15 protein-coding genes are annotated in these 13,475 nt (G+C 70.9%); 8 read left to right on the forward strand and 7 right to left on the reverse strand.

Annotation, left to right across the window (positions count from 1 at the left end; all coding sequences use genetic code 11):
- Positions 1 to 80: 80 nt before the first annotated feature.
- The 4 genes from rpsF (at position 81) to rplI (ending at position 1,758) form a co-directional block, all read left to right on the forward strand.
- Positions 81 to 371 (forward strand): 30S ribosomal protein S6, encoded by a 291-nt coding sequence (rpsF, locus tag AC068A_RS10135; protein ID WP_478583336.1) that lies wholly within the window; start codon positions 81 to 83, stop codon positions 369 to 371.
- Between the two features lie 72 nt (positions 372 to 443).
- Complete coding sequence (locus tag AC068A_RS10140; RefSeq protein ID WP_478583339.1) at positions 444 to 1,013, forward strand: single-stranded DNA-binding protein; 570 nt, start codon at positions 444 to 446, stop codon at positions 1,011 to 1,013.
- A gap of 43 nt (positions 1,014 to 1,056) precedes the next feature.
- Complete coding sequence (gene rpsR / locus AC068A_RS10145) at positions 1,057 to 1,293, forward strand: 30S ribosomal protein S18 (RefSeq protein WP_005315025.1); 237 nt, start codon at positions 1,057 to 1,059, stop codon at positions 1,291 to 1,293.
- Positions 1,294 to 1,311: 18 nt separating this feature from the next.
- A complete protein-coding gene (gene rplI / locus AC068A_RS10150) occupies positions 1,312 to 1,758 on the forward strand; it encodes a 50S ribosomal protein L9 (RefSeq protein WP_360621210.1) in 447 nt (148 codons plus the stop codon).
- Positions 1,759 to 1,904: 146 nt separating this feature from the next.
- On the opposite strand, the gene AC068A_RS10155 is transcribed toward rplI, so the two are convergent.
- Positions 1,905 to 3,242, reverse strand: coding sequence for an MATE family efflux transporter (locus AC068A_RS10155; RefSeq protein ID WP_478583342.1), 1,338 nt, complete (start codon positions 3,240 to 3,242; stop codon positions 1,905 to 1,907).
- A gap of 434 nt (positions 3,243 to 3,676) precedes the next feature.
- Here AC068A_RS10155 and dnaB point away from each other — a divergent pair, with 434 nt between their 5' ends.
- A complete protein-coding gene (dnaB, locus tag AC068A_RS10160; RefSeq protein WP_360621206.1) occupies positions 3,677 to 5,152 on the forward strand; it encodes a replicative DNA helicase in 1,476 nt (491 codons plus the stop codon).
- 9 nt (positions 5,153 to 5,161) lie between these two features.
- Positions 5,162 to 6,547, forward strand: coding sequence for a serine hydrolase domain-containing protein (locus AC068A_RS10165; protein ID WP_478583346.1), 1,386 nt, complete (start codon positions 5,162 to 5,164; stop codon positions 6,545 to 6,547).
- Positions 6,548 to 6,604: 57 nt separating this feature from the next.
- Here AC068A_RS10165 and AC068A_RS10170 read toward each other — a convergent pair whose 3' ends face one another.
- Together AC068A_RS10170 and AC068A_RS10175 are read right to left on the reverse strand one after the other, a co-directional pair.
- A complete protein-coding gene (locus AC068A_RS10170; RefSeq protein WP_478583348.1) occupies positions 6,605 to 7,066 on the reverse strand; it encodes an N-acetyltransferase family protein in 462 nt (153 codons plus the stop codon).
- 14 nt (positions 7,067 to 7,080) lie between these two features.
- Positions 7,081 to 7,968, reverse strand: a complete 888-nt coding sequence (locus AC068A_RS10175; RefSeq protein WP_478583351.1) for a GNAT family N-acetyltransferase — start codon at positions 7,966 to 7,968, stop codon at positions 7,081 to 7,083.
- A 172-nt stretch (positions 7,969 to 8,140) separates the two neighbouring features.
- Between AC068A_RS10175 and AC068A_RS10180 the strand changes: the two genes are divergently transcribed.
- A complete protein-coding gene (locus AC068A_RS10180; RefSeq protein ID WP_478583353.1) occupies positions 8,141 to 8,791 on the forward strand; it encodes an HAD family hydrolase in 651 nt (216 codons plus the stop codon).
- A gap of 261 nt (positions 8,792 to 9,052) precedes the next feature.
- Positions 9,053 to 10,117: a globin domain-containing protein gene (locus tag AC068A_RS10185; protein WP_478583356.1), complete on the forward strand. Its 1,065-nt coding sequence runs from the start codon at positions 9,053 to 9,055 to the stop codon at positions 10,115 to 10,117.
- Positions 10,118 to 10,151: 34 nt separating this feature from the next.
- Here the strand turns inward: AC068A_RS10185 and AC068A_RS10190 are convergent, their stop codons facing one another.
- From AC068A_RS10190 to AC068A_RS10205, 4 genes are all read right to left on the reverse strand, one after another.
- A complete protein-coding gene (locus tag AC068A_RS10190; protein ID WP_478583359.1) occupies positions 10,152 to 10,631 on the reverse strand; it encodes an NUDIX domain-containing protein in 480 nt (159 codons plus the stop codon).
- A 60-nt stretch (positions 10,632 to 10,691) separates the two neighbouring features.
- The gene (locus AC068A_RS10195) at positions 10,692 to 11,600 is read right to left on the reverse strand and encodes a LysR family transcriptional regulator (protein WP_478583362.1); all 909 of its coding nucleotides are present in this window, start codon (positions 11,598 to 11,600) and stop codon (positions 10,692 to 10,694) included.
- A gap of 183 nt (positions 11,601 to 11,783) precedes the next feature.
- Positions 11,784 to 12,980 carry a cystathionine gamma-lyase gene (locus AC068A_RS10200; RefSeq protein ID WP_478583365.1) on the reverse strand — a complete coding sequence of 399 codons (1,197 nt, stop codon included), beginning with the start codon at positions 12,978 to 12,980 and terminating at the stop codon, positions 11,784 to 11,786.
- Positions 12,977 to 13,471, reverse strand: a complete 495-nt coding sequence (locus tag AC068A_RS10205; RefSeq protein WP_478583368.1) for a low molecular weight protein-tyrosine-phosphatase — start codon at positions 13,469 to 13,471, stop codon at positions 12,977 to 12,979. Before AC068A_RS10205 ends, AC068A_RS10200 begins: the two co-directional genes overlap by 4 nt.
- Between the last annotated feature and the right edge of the window lie 4 nt (positions 13,472 to 13,475).

The raw sequence follows: 13,475 nt of genomic DNA on the forward strand, positions 1-13,475 counted from the left end.
CAGACGCCGTGCAGCACGCATCACGACCCTCCTGCCACGGAACGACCGTGGCCGCTGAGTCCAAAGGAGGTGGGTTCCACATGCGTCACTACGAAGTGATGGTCATCCTCGACCCCGATCTCGAGGAGCGCTCTGTCGCCCCCATGATCGAGAACTTCCTCTCCGTCGTCCGCGAGGGCAACGGAAAGGTCGAGAAGGTCGACACCTGGGGCCGTCGTCGTCTCGCTTACGAGATCAAGAAGAAGCCCGAGGGCATCTACTCGGTCATCGACCTGCAGGCCGAGCCCGCGGTCGTCAAGGAGCTCGACCGCCAGATGAACCTGAACGAGTCGGTTCTCCGGACCAAGGTCCTTCGTCCCGAGACCCACTGAACCTCGGTTCAGCGGTAATCGGGTTCGAGTAGCACAGCAGCCAGCAGTACATCCCCGCCGAGAGGTTCATCCATGGCAGGCGAGACCGTCATCACGGTCGTCGGCAATCTCGTCGACGACCCCGAGCTGCGCTTCACCCCCTCGGGTGCGGCGGTCGCGAAGTTCCGCGTCGCGTCCACCCCCCGCACCTTCGACCGTCAGACCAACGAGTGGAAGGACGGCGAGAGCCTGTTCCTGACCTGCTCGGTGTGGCGGCAGGCGGCGGAGAACGTCGCCGAGTCCCTTCAGCGGGGCATGCGCGTCGTCGTGCAGGGCCGGCTGAGGCAGCGGTCGTACGAGGACCGTGAGGGTGTCAAGCGCACGGTCTTCGAGCTGGACGTCGAGGAAGTCGGTCCCAGCCTGAAGAACGCCACGGCCAAGGTCACCAAGACCACCGGCCGCGGTGGCCAGGGCGGCTACGGCGGCGGCCAGCAGGGCGGCGGCGGTGGCTGGGGCGGTGCCCCCAGCGGCGGTCCGCAGGGCGGCGGAGGCCCCTCCGACGACCCGTGGGCGTCCAGCGCGCCGGCCAGCGGCCAGCAGGGCGGCGGCGGTGGCTGGGGTGGAAACTCCGGCGGCGGCTACTCGGACGAGCCCCCCTTCTAGGGAAGCTCGCACCCCCACTTCTTGATCACACAGGAGAGACACAATGGCGAAGCCGCCTGTGCGCAAGCCGAAGAAGAAGGTCTGCGCGTTCTGCAAGGACAAGACCGCGTACGTGGACTACAAGGACACGAACATGCTGCGGAAGTTCATTTCCGACCGCGGCAAGATCCGTGCCCGCCGCGTCACCGGCAACTGCACGCAGCACCAGCGTGACGTCGCCACGGCCGTGAAGAACAGCCGTGAGATGGCGCTGCTGCCCTACACGTCCACCGCGCGATAAGGAAAGGGTGACCGACTAATGAAGATCATCCTGACCCAGGAGGTCTCGGGCCTCGGTGCCGCCGGCGACGTCGTCGACGTCAAGGACGGTTACGCTCGCAACTACCTGGTCCCGCGTGGTTTCGCGATCCGCTGGACCAAGGGTGGCGAGAAGGACGTGGCGCAGATCCGCCGCGCCCGCAAGATCCACGAGATCGCGACCATCGAGCAGGCCAACGAGGTCAAGGCCCAGCTCGAGAGCACGAAGGTCCGTCTGGCCACCCGCTCGGGTGACGCCGGCCGCCTCTTCGGCTCCGTGACCCCGGCCGACATCGCCACGGCGATCGAGGCTTCCGGTGGCCCGAAGGTCGACAAGCGCCGCGTGGAGCTGGCTGCCCCGATCAAGACCCTCGGTTCGTACCAGGTCTCCGTGCGTCTGCACGCCGAGGTCGCCGCGAACGTGGGCGTCGAGGTCGTCGCCGCCTAAGTGCTGCGCATGAAGGGCCGCACCCCCTCGGGTGCGGCCCTTCGTCGTTGCTGCGGGATGGCGGGTGGCGGGAGTGAAGCCGTTGTTTCACGTGAAACACGGCCCGCCCGCAGAGGCACGTTTCACGTGAAACATCAGTCCGGGACTCAGCGGGTCGCCCCGGCGACCGCCCATCGGCCGGAGCGGGCGCGCAGCTGGAGGGTCACCAGCCGGACCAGCATCATCAGGGTCATGGCGCACCACAGCGCCGTCAGCCCGCCACCGGTGGCCGGAACGAGCAGGGCGGCCGGGGCGAACACGGCCAGCGTCGTCAGCATGGCCCAGGCCAGATAGCGGCCGTCGCCCGCGCCCATCAGGACTCCGTCGAGGACGAAGACCACCCCGGCGACGGGCTGGGACACGGCCACTACCAGCAGCGCGGGCAGCAGGGCCTGCTCCACCAGCGGGTCGGTGGTGAACAGTGGCACGATCAGGGGGCGGGCCACGGCCACCAGCGCGCCGAGGACGGCACCGGAGACGATCCCCCACTGCACCATCCGGCGGCAGACGGTTTTGGCGCCCGCGATGTCGCCGGCTCCCAGGTACCGGCCGATGATCGCCTGTCCGGCGATGGCGATCGCGTCCAGTGTGAAGGCGAGCAGGCTCCACAGGGCGAGAAGGATCTGGTGGGCGGCGATGTCGGCGTCGCCCAACCCGGCGGCCACGGCGGTCGCGATCATCAGGACGGCCCGGAGGGACAGGGTACGGATCAGCAGTGGCATGCCGGCCTGGGCGCAGGCCCGGATGCCTGCCGCGTCGGGACGCAGCGAGGCTCCGTGTCTCCGGGCCCCGCGGATTACCACGAGGAGGTAGGCGGCGGCCATGGCGCACTGGGCAATGACGGTGCCCCAGGCGGAGCCCGCGATGCCGAGGCCGGCTCCGTAGACGAGAGCGGCGTTGAGGCCGGCGTTGAGGGTGAAACCGCCCACGGCCACGTATAGCGGGGTCCGGGTGTCCTGGAGGCCGCGGAGGACGCCCGTGGCCGCCAGGACCACGAGCATGGCCGGGATGCCGAACGCCGAGATCCGCAGGTAGGTGACCGCGTAGGGGGCGGCGGTGTCGGAGGCGCCGAAGGCCGAGACCAGCCAGGGTGCTGTGGGAAGCGTGATGGCCACGACGGCCGCGCCCAGGAGGAGGGCGAGCCAGATGCCGTCCATGCCCTGCCGGATTGCGGCCCCCAGGTCGCCCGAGCCGACGCGGCGGGAGACAGCCGCGGTGGTGGCGTAGGCGAGGAAGACGAAGACGCTTACGGCGGTCGTCAGAAGAGCGGCGGCGATGCCGAGCCCGGCCAGCTGGGAGGTGCCGAGGTGCCCCACGATGGCGCTGTCGGCCAGTACGAAGAGGGGTTCCGCGACGAGCGCGCCGAAGGCCGGCACGGCGAGAGCCAGGATCTCTCGGTCGTGCCGTCTCGGTGCAGCCTTCGGTGTCTCCAGGGCCTGTGTCATGCACTCAATCTAATCTTCCACAGGTAACAGACACAATCGACTACTGATCCTTACTGAACGGTCGCTTCCGGCGTTCGCTGCACCCCGCCGGAGGTGATCTCGGGACTGTGACGAAGAAATTTCTCCCCCACAGGCCGTGGAGGAAGAATGTGCAGGTCAGGCTGGGTTATCGGGTAGGTCAGGTGATTTTGTCCACAGGGTCGTCCCCTGGTCCGTACACAGCTTCCGACGAGTTACCCACAGCATTGGGTCCGTCGTCCACATCTCATCCACACAGCCTGTGGATAACAAGATTGGCTGACGTCGCTCCCGGCCCTACCGTTGAGCGTTGCCCGACCGGCTGACTGCCGACTCGGGTGTCCCAAATGTCAGGGCCGTGCCCCGGAGAGCGTGGCATGGTGAGGTCCGCGCTGCGGACGTGAGGAGGCGGGCCGGTGAGCATGCCCGAGCCCATGGACGATCCCTGGGCCGACAGCGGTCCGGGCGACCGTCTGCCCACCCGCTCGCGCCGCGGGGCCGACAGCCGAGGCCGTGGAGATGAGCAGCACGAGCGGGGACGCGAGGGCGGCTCCTGGGACGGTGGCGGCTTCGAGCGGGTTCCTCCGCAGGACCTCGACGCCGAGCAGTCGGTGCTCGGCGGCATGCTGCTGTCCAAGGACGCCATCGCGGACGTCGTGGAGATCATCAAGGGCCACGACTTCTACCGGCCCTCGCACGAGACCATCTACCAGGCCGTCCTCGACCTCTACGCCAAGGGCGAGCCCGCCGACCCGATCACGGTCGGCGCCGAGCTGACCCGGCGCGGCGAGATCGGCAAGGTCGGCGGTGTCTCGTACCTGCACACGCTGGTCCAGTCGGTGCCCACAGCGGCCAACGCCTCGTACTACGCAGAGATCGTGCACGAGCGGGCGGTCCTGCGTCGCCTCGTCGCCGCCGGCACCAAGATCACGCAGATGGGATACGCGGCGGACGGCGATGTCGACGAGATCGTCAACAGCGCCCAGGCCGAGATCTACGCCGTCACCGAGCAGCGGACCTCCGAGGACTACCTGCCCCTCGGCGACATCATGGAGGGCGCGCTCGACGAGATCGAGGCCATCGGCTCGCGCAGCGGCCAGATGTCCGGCGTCCCGACCGGGTTCACGGACCTCGACTCGCTCACCAACGGCCTGCACCCGGGCCAGATGATCGTCATCGCGGCCCGCCCCGCCATGGGCAAGTCGACGCTCGCGCTGGACTTCGCCCGCGCCTGCTCCATCAAGAGCAATCTGCCGAGCGTGATCTTCTCCCTCGAAATGGGGCGCAACGAGATCGCGATGCGCCTGCTGTCCGCAGAGGCCCGCGTCGCCCTGCACCACATGCGCTCCGGCACGATGACGGACGACGACTGGACCCGGCTGGCCCGCCGCATGCCGGACGTCTCCGCCGCACCGCTGTACATCGACGACTCCCCCAACCTGTCGATGATGGAGATCCGGGCGAAGTGCCGGCGCCTGAAGCAGCGCAACAACCTCGCCTTGGTGGTCATCGACTACCTCCAGCTGATGCAGTCGGGCGGCTCCCGCCGGCCCGAGAGCCGCCAGCAGGAGGTCTCGGACATGTCCCGAAACCTCAAGCTGCTGGCCAAGGAGCTCGAGGTGCCGGTCATCGCGCTGTCCCAGCTGAACCGTGGTCCCGAACAGCGCACCGACAAGAAGCCGATGGTCTCCGACCTGCGTGAGTCGGGCTCGATCGAGCAGGACGCCGACATGGTGATCCTGCTGCACCGTGAGGACGCGTACGAGAAGGAGTCGCCCCGCGCGGGCGAGGCCGACCTGATCGTGGCCAAGCACCGAAACGGCCCCACGGCGACGATCACGGTCGCCTTCCAGGGCCACTATTCGCGGTTCGTGGACATGGCCAACACGTAGCATCCAGGCATGGATGCCTTGCCTGAAGACCTGGAGCTGCTTCCCTCCACCCGGCGCGCGCTCGGGCACCGGATCGCCGTCGCCCAGAGCGAGTGCCGGGCGCCCTCGGTGGTCGCCGCCGTGGCGCGGGGAGGCGCCCTGGTCTGGGAGGGGGCCCGGAGCCCGGCCGGCGGGCACGGACCGGACGGGAACGTGCAGTACCGGATCGGGTCGATCACCAAGACCTTCACCGCCGTCCTGGTGATGCGGCTGCGCGACGAGGGGCTGCTGGCGCTCGGGGACCCTCTCGAGAAGCATCTGCCCGGAACCGGCGCCGCAGAGGTGACCGTCCGGCAGCTGCTGGCCCATACGGGAGGGTTGGCTGCAGAGACGCCCGGCGCATGGTGGGAGCGGAGCTCCGCCTCCCTGCGTCCGGAGCTCTCCGACGTCCTGGGAGCGGAGCCGTTCCTCTTCGAGCCCGGCCGGCGCCACCACTACTCCAACCCCGGCTACACACTGCTGGGTTCGCTCGTGGAGGCCGTGCGCGGCAAGCCCTGGGAAGAGGTGCTGCGTACCGAGGTGCTGGAGCCGCTGGGGCTGGACCGGACGACCGCGCAGCCGCAGGCACCGTACGCTGACGGCTGGGCCGTCCATCCATGGGCCGATGTGCTCATGCCCGAGCCGCCGGAGGACCTGGGCCTGATGGCTCCGGCGGGTCAGCTGTGGTCCACCACACGCGACTTGGCGCGGTTCGGGCAGTTCCTGCTGCACGGGGACGAGCGGGTGCTGGGCGCCGAATCCGCCCGGGAGATGGCCGTCGCCGCGGCGCCCGCCGAGCCGGGAATCGCCGAGTACGGGTACGGGCTGGGGGTCCAGCTGACGGAGAGCGGCGGGCGCCGGCTCGCGGGGCACTGCGGCTCGCTGCCGGGCTTCGTCGCCGGCCTGTGGCTGAACCAGGCCGAGGATGTGGTGGCCGTGGTGCTTGCGAACTGCACGTCGGGGCTGCCCGCCGGGGCCGTGGCCGCGGACCTGCTGACCATCGTCGCGGACGCCGAGCCGCGCTTCCCGGAGCCGTGGGTGCCGTTCGAGGAGGCGGACCCGGTGGCACTGGAGCTGTGCGGGCCCTGGTACTGGGGTCCGGCGGCGCACGTGGTCCGGCTGAGGTCGAACGGGGAGCTGGAACTGGGCCCCGCGGGCGGGCAGGGCCGCGTGGCCGGGTTCCGGGCGGAGCCGGACGGCAGCTGGCGGGGCCTGAACGGCTACTACGCGGGGGAGACGCTGCGGGCGGTCCGGCGGACCGACGGCTCGGTCAGCCACCTCGATCTGGGGTCGTTCGTGTTCACCCGGCGGCCGTACGACGCCGAGGCCCCGGTTCCGGGCGGGGTGGACCCGCAGGGCTGGCGGGGGATCGGCTGACCCGCGGCCTGCCCGGCCCGTCGGCCGGGCCCGGTCGGCCCGGCCTGCCGTGGGCGATCAGAGGGCGAGCTTGAAGCCGATGTGGGACGGGGTGAAGCCGAGCCGCTCGTAGAAGCGGTGGGCGTCGGTGCGGGTCGCGTCGGAGGTGAGCTGGACCAGGCGGCAGTTCTCACGGCGGGATTGCTCGATCGCCCATTCGATGAACCGGGTTCCCAGGCCGCTGCCGCGCTCGTCGGCGTGGATGCGGACGCCTTCGATGATGGAGCGGGTGGCCCCCTTGCGGGACAGGCCCGGGACGATGGTGAGCTGGAGCGTGCCCACGACCCGTCCGTCGCGCACCGCCACGACCACATGCTGGTGGGGGTCCGCGGCCAGGCGCTGGTACGCCGCGAGGTACGGCGTGAGATCGTCCGGGGATTCGCGTGCGGCGCCGAGGGGATCGTCGGCCAGCATCGCGACGATGGCCGGCAGGTCCTTCTCGGTCGCCGGGCGGATGAAGAGCTCGGCGGTCTCGGACATGGAGGCACTCCCTCTCAGCCGGCGGCCACGGTGAGCGGGGCCCAGCGCCGGGTCCAGTCGCCGGGGAGTCCGGGGATGTCACGGGTCATGACCGCGTTGAAGGCGACGGAGTCCAAGCCGCGCTCCTTGAGCCAGGCGGCGAACTCTTCATGGCGGACGTCGACATCGGTGCGCAGGGGCCTGCTGGTGGTGGCTGCGAGGGCGGTGACGAGGGCCTTTGCGCAGGCCGTGTCGCGGGCGATCAGCGGGCCGATCACATGCGTCTCCATGTTGGGCCAGACGGCGGCGTATCCGGTGAGGTGGCCCGCACCGTCCTCTGCCACCAGGAGCCGGTCCGCGAAGGCCGGGAGCCGCGTGATCAGGTGGGTCCGGTCGGCGCCGAACACCTCGGCGTCCAGGCGGAGGATCCGTGCGATGTCCCCGGCGGCGGCAGACCGGACCGTGGCGCTGCCCGGCGGCGGGGCCGCGAGATCGGAGCGGAAGGCTCCCAGGAGCATCTCGGTCCGGCCCGTGGCGGTGAAGCCGAGCTCCTCGTAGAGCGGGCGGCCGTACGGCGTGGCGTGGAGGGTGAGCGGGATGCCCTTGAGGACGTCGTCGCAGAGGTGTGTCATCAAGCGGCGGCCCAGGCCTTGGCGTGCGTACCGGTCGGCCACGAGGACCATTCCGATGGCGGCCAGCTCGGGCTTGTCGTACGTGTGCCCGTAGGAGGTGACGACACAGGCGGCGGCGAGCCCCCTCCCGTCCGGGGCGTCGACCCCGTAGCCCTTGCCTGCGGCAAGGAGCAAGCCCCACTTGTGGTCCTCGCGCGGCCATCCGCGGTCTTCGGAGAGGTTGGCGCAGTGGCGGAGATCATCCACCGTCAGTGCACGGATCGGCAGGTCGGTGAGGTGTGGTGGTGTCACGAGCCCAGACTGGATCACCGACGGGGAGGCGTCCAGGGGAATTCGGGCGATGTTCGGCGCCGATCGGTCTGATGTTTCACGTGAAACCGCGCGATGTTTCACGTGAAACCAAACAGAGGTTTCACGTGAAACAGACCGTTTCACGTGAAACCAGCGGCTAGCCTCCACTCCCATGACGCTGTTGCACCTCTTCGACCTCGACGGCACCCTGATGTACGGCTCGGCAGCGCCGGTGGAGATTTCCCGGCAGCTCGGCCTGGGCGCGGATATCGCCGAGTTGGAGCGCGCGTTCGGAGCCCGTGAGATCGGCCCCCAGGAGTTCTCGGTGGCGGCCCACGCCCTGTGGGCCGAGCTGACGCCCGTGCATGTCCGGGCGGCGTTCGACGGTGCTCCCTGGCTGGCCGGGATCCGCGAGGTGTGGCAGGAGATCCGGGAGCGGGGCGACTACTGCGCGGTGATCTCGCTGTCGCCGTCGTTCTTCGTGGAGCTGCTGCTGGACTGGGGTGCACACGCCGCCCACGGCTCGGTGTTCCCCGAGGTCCCGTTCACCCGGCCCGTGGACGTGACCGGGATCCTGACTCCGAAGGACAAGGTCACGGTGGCCGACCGGCTGTGCTCCCGGTTCGGGGTCGACCGGTCGGACTGCGTGGCGTACGGAGACTCGGCGACCGACGCGGTGCTCTTCGATGCGGTTCCGGTGTCGGTGGCGGTCAACGCCCAGCCCGCTCTGGTGGAGCGTGCCACGCATGTCTACGAAGGACGGGATCTGCGCGACGCATACCAGCTCGTTGCCGCGGCACGCCCGGGAGTTGAGGCATCTTAGGAGGAAAGTGGGTTCGAAACGGGGGATTTCTTCATTCCTCCGCGAGTATCTGGGTCGGCTGGCAGTCTGTGAGCCCCGGAACCACGGATTCAAAGGCCGTGGCGTGCTTTACCGACCGAGATGTTCGAAGCGAGGCATCGCATGGACGCTCCGCCCACCAGACCGGCCAGAGGGACCGCCCCGATACCTTCCGGGGGCAGTCTGGCCGGGCCCTCCCCGGACGCGGTGCTCATCCGCCGGACGCTGGCGGAGGTCGCACCCGTGGCCGACCGGGTGACCTCGTACTTCTACGCCCTGGTGTTCACAAGGCACCCGGAGGTACGGGGCATGTTCCCGGCCGCGATGGACGCCCAGCGCGACAGGCTGCTGAAAGCATTGCTCACCGCGGCCGAGCACATCGACAATCCAGAGGTGCTCACGCCCTACCTCCAGCGGCTGGGCACCGGGCACCGCAAGTACGGCACGCTCGCAGGCCACTATCCGGTGGTCGGCGAGGCCCTTATCGGGGCGCTGTCCCGGTACGCCGAGAACACCTGGGGGCCGGATGCCGAGGCCGCGTGGGTGCGGGCCTACACCGCCATCTCCCAGATCATGATCGATGCCGCCGCCGAGGACGAGTGGAAGTCGCCGGCGTGGTGGCACGCCGAAGTGGTCTCGCACGAGCTGCGCACGCCCGACATCGCGGTGCTGACCGTCCGCCCCGACCAGCCGTACACCTTCCTGGCCGGCCAGTACACGAGCCTGGAGACCCCGTGGTGGCCCCAGGTCTGGCGGCACTACTCGTTCGCCTCGGCCCCGCGCGCCGACGGCTTGCTGTCCTTCCACGTCAAGGCCGTTCCGGCCGGCTGGGTCTCCAACGCTCTCGTACGCCACGCCCGCCCCGGCGACGTGCTGCGGCTCGGGCCGCCGGCCGGGTCGATGGTGGTGGACCACAGCACCGACAACGGGATGCTCTGCCTGGCCGGCGGAACCGGCATCGCTCCGATCAAGGCGTTGATCGAGGACGTGGCGGTGCACGGCGAACGGCGCCCGGTGGAGGTGTTCTTCGGGGCGCGCACGGACGGGGACCTGTACGACAAGGACACCCTGTTGGGGCTCCAGCGTTCGCACCCGTGGCTCTCGGTGCGCCCGGTGGTCGGCGCGGGGCTGGAGGGCCAGCTGCCGCGGGCGGTCGGCCGGAACGGCCCGTGGAGCTCGTACGACGCCTTCGTCTCGGGGCCGCCGGCGATGATCCGCAGCGGTGTGGGCGAGCTCGAGCGGATCGGCATTCCCCGGGAGCGGATCCGCTACGACGCGGTCGAGGAGCTGGCGGGCGTCGCCGGCTGACACCGGCGGGCGCCCGCCTCTCGAGAGTTTCCGATCACCCCAGGTCGGGAGCGTGCATGGCCCGCACACCCTCGATGTTGCCGTCCAGGTAGTGGCGCAGGGACAGGGGCACGAGGTGGACGGCGGCGATGCCGACCCGGCTGAACGGCACGCGCACGATCTCGTACGTCCCCTCCGGCTGCTCCACCTCGGGGCCGTGCCGCTCGGCGGGGTCCATCGAGGCGAGTCGGCAGACGAAGAAGTGCTGCACCTTCACTCCGGTCACTCCTCCGTCGGCGATGTGCTCGACGGTGTCGACGAAGCAGGGCACCACATCGGTGATCCTCGCGCCGAGTTCCTCGTGGACCTCCCGGTGGAGGGCGTCGACGACGGTCTCGTCCGAGGGCTCGACTCCCCCGCCGGGGGTCAGCCAATAGGGGTCGATGCCGGGCTTGGTGCGCTTGATGAGGATCAGGTCGTCACCGTCGAGCAGGATCGCGCGGGCGGTGCGTTTGACCACGGGACGTTCGGTCATGGGAGAAGAGTGGCCCAGGACTGCGTTTCTGAAACGCGCCGCGGGCCGGAACCGGAACGCTCACCACTGCGCGGCGGCACGCAGCAGCCGTTCGTGGGCGCGGGAGAGGTGGGCCAGGGAGAGGCTCCCGGCGCGCACGACGAGGAACCAGGTCCGCAGGGGTGGCACGGGGGGCTCCAGCAGGGCGACCACCTGCCCGCTGTCGAGGGCGCTCTGGCACACGTAGCGGGGCAGGACGGCGAGTCCGGCGCCGGCGCGGACGCATTCGAGTACGGCCCGCAGGTCGGGCACGACCACGGTTGCGGCATCGGGCTGCCAGGTGTCGGGCTGGGTCTCGAAGACGGCGGTCCAGTAGCGGGTGACGAGCGGCAGGCTCTCGTGGACCTCGACGAGCGGAATGCCGTTGAGGGTGGCGGGGCCGTGGTCGCGCAGCCGGTCCGGGTCCACGAGGGCGGCCCAGTAGGGCGCGGCGACCAGTACGTGCTCCTCGTCGCACAGGGCGGTGGCGGTGAAGAGCTCGCCGCGCGGGCGGGCGGTGGTGACGACGAGGTCGTGGTGGCCGGCGGCGAGCCCGTCGAGGGTCTCCTCGGCTCCGGTCCGCAGGGTGGTCCGCAGGGTGTGGCCCTGGCCGACGAGGGGCGCGAGGGCCGGCAGGACGCGCAGGCACAGGAACTCCGGGGGACCGGCCAGGTGCAGGGTGCGCGCGGCGCCGGCGGCCTCCCGTTCGGCCTCGGTGATCTGGAGGAGGGCGTCGAGGTGCGGGGCCGCCTTGTGGGCGAGTTCGTCCCCGACGGCGGTGGGGGTGACCCCGCGTGCCCGCCGGTGGAACAGCGGTCGGCCCAGCTGGCGTTCGAGCGTGCGGATCTGGGAGGTGACGGCGGGCTGGGAGAGCCCGAGAAGTGCAGCGGCACGGGTGAACGAGCCGGCCCGGTGTACGGCGACGAAGGTGCGCAGCAGGGCCAGGTCCATGAGGGGCCCCTCTCGGTGGGGCCTTCAACTATAAATATGGCGATAGGACCCTGTCGTTACCGTGATTGGACTCTGACGCTGGGTCAACTAGCCTTGAGCGCGGGGTTCTTCGCGCAGAACCCGGGCGGTCCGAGCCAGGAGGGGGGAGGCTCGGACCGCCCTTCGCGCGGGCGCCGTGGTGGTTCAGCTCCGGTCGGTGCCCGCGGCGTCGAGGGCGCGCAGCACGTCCGCGACCAGGTCTTCCGTGTCCTCGGCGCCGGCAGAGAAGCGGATGAAGCCCTCCGGGACCGGGTCTCCGCCCCACCGCCCCCGCCGCTCCGCGGTGGAACGCACGCCGCCGAAGCTGGTGGCGTCCTCGACGAGGTGCAGCGCGGCCAGGAAGCGCTCGGCGAAGGCGCGGTCGGGCAGGGTGAAGGAGACGACCGAGCCGAACCCGCGCATCTGCCGGGAGGCCGTGGCGTGGGACGGGTCCGCGGTCAGCCCCGGGTAGCGCAGCCCGGCCACCTCGGTGCGCCCGGCCAGGGCCTCCGCGACCGCCCGGGCGTTGGCCCACTGGCGCTGCGCGCGCAGCTGGAGGGTGGCCAGGGAGCGGTGGGAGAGCCAGGCCTCCATGGGCCCGGGGATCGCCCCGATGATCTTGCGCCAGCGGCGGATTCCGGCCGCGAGCTCCGCGTTGCGGCAGACGACATAGCCCAGGAGGAGGTCGCCGTGGCCGGTGAGCCCCTTGGTGCCGCTGGCCACGGAGAAGTCGGCCCCGAGCTCCAGCGGCCGCTGCCCGAGCGGGGTGGCGAGGGTGTTGTCGACGGCGACCAGGGTGCCGCCCGCGCGGGCCGCGTCGGCCAGGCGCCGTACGTCGCACACGTCGAGCCCGGGGTTGGACGGCGTCTCGATCCACAGCAGGCGGGCTCCGCCGAGGGCGGCGAGCTGGCCGTCGCCGCCGGTCGGGGCGGTGCGGACGCGGATCCCGTACGCCTCCAGCTGCTCCCGGACCAGCGGCAGTGCCTGGTAGCCGTCGTCGGGCAGGACGACGGTGTCGCCGGCGCGGGCCTGCGAGAAGAGGACGGCGGAGACGGCGGCCATGCCGGAGGCGAAGACGACGGTGTCCACGCCCTCCCGGCCGGGGGCCTCCAGTTCCCCGATGGCCTGCTCCAGCAGGGTCCAGGTGGGGTTGGTGTCCCGGCCGTAGGTGTACGGGCCGGCAACGTCGCCGGGGAGGTGGAAGTGGGCGGCGAAGACGGGGCCGGGCAGGGCCGGTTCGTTCTTCACCGGCGCGGGCAGCCCGGCGCGCACGGCCCGGGTGCCGTCGCCCGCCCCGGTTGCCGTTGCCGGGGCGGCCTCCGCGAGCGTCTGCGGGACGGGATCGTTCGCGCGGTCGGTCACGCGGCGTGCTCCTTCGGGTTCACAGCCTCCTGTACGGCCTCCAGCAGGCCCGGGCACGCCGCCTCGACGAGCCGCAGGCACTCCTCGAACCCGTCGAGGGAGCTGTAGTAGGGGTCCGGTACATCGGCCCCGGCCGGGGCGGCCGGGTCGTAGGACCGCAGCAGCCGGACCTTCGCCGCGTCCTCGGCGCTGGGGGCCAGGGCCCGCAGCTCGCGCAGGTGCCCCTCGTCCAGCGCGATGACCAGGTCGAGAGCACCGAACCACGAGGGGCGGAACTGCCGGGCCCGGTGGCTCTGCGCGTACCCGGCGGCCTCCAGGACGGTGACGGTGCGCGGGTCGGCCCCGTCCCCCTCGTGCCAGCCGCCGGTTCCGGCGCTGTCCACCCGGACCAGGCCGCCGAGCCCCGCCTCGGTGACATGGGCGCGGAAGACGGACTCAGCCATGGGCGAGCGGCATATGTTGCCGGTGCAGACGAAGCACACGCGGTACACGGTG

Source organism: Streptomyces sp. NPDC043854, assembly GCF_056436005.1.

Excerpts from the sequence above, each read along its gene's own strand:
- AC068A_RS10155 (WP_478583342.1), bottom strand. The coding sequence starts at position 3,242 with ATGACACAGGCCCTGGAGACACCGAAGGCTGCACCGAGACGGCACGAC.
- rpsF (WP_478583336.1), top strand. The coding sequence starts at position 81 with ATGCGTCACTACGAAGTGATGGTCATCCTCGACCCCGATCTCGAGGAG.
- AC068A_RS10170 (WP_478583348.1), bottom strand. The coding sequence starts at position 7,066 with ATGTCCGAGACCGCCGAGCTCTTCATCCGCCCGGCGACCGAGAAGGAC.
- AC068A_RS10190 (WP_478583359.1), bottom strand. The coding sequence starts at position 10,631 with ATGACCGAACGTCCCGTGGTCAAACGCACCGCCCGCGCGATCCTGCTC.
- AC068A_RS10195 (WP_478583362.1), bottom strand. The coding sequence starts at position 11,600 with ATGGACCTGGCCCTGCTGCGCACCTTCGTCGCCGTACACCGGGCCGGC.
- rpsR (WP_005315025.1), top strand. The coding sequence starts at position 1,057 with ATGGCGAAGCCGCCTGTGCGCAAGCCGAAGAAGAAGGTCTGCGCGTTC.
- AC068A_RS10165 (WP_478583346.1), top strand. The coding sequence starts at position 5,162 with ATGGATGCCTTGCCTGAAGACCTGGAGCTGCTTCCCTCCACCCGGCGC.
- AC068A_RS10140 (WP_478583339.1), top strand. The coding sequence starts at position 444 with ATGGCAGGCGAGACCGTCATCACGGTCGTCGGCAATCTCGTCGACGAC.
- rplI (WP_360621210.1), top strand. The coding sequence starts at position 1,312 with ATGAAGATCATCCTGACCCAGGAGGTCTCGGGCCTCGGTGCCGCCGGC.
- AC068A_RS10180 (WP_478583353.1), top strand. The coding sequence starts at position 8,141 with ATGACGCTGTTGCACCTCTTCGACCTCGACGGCACCCTGATGTACGGC.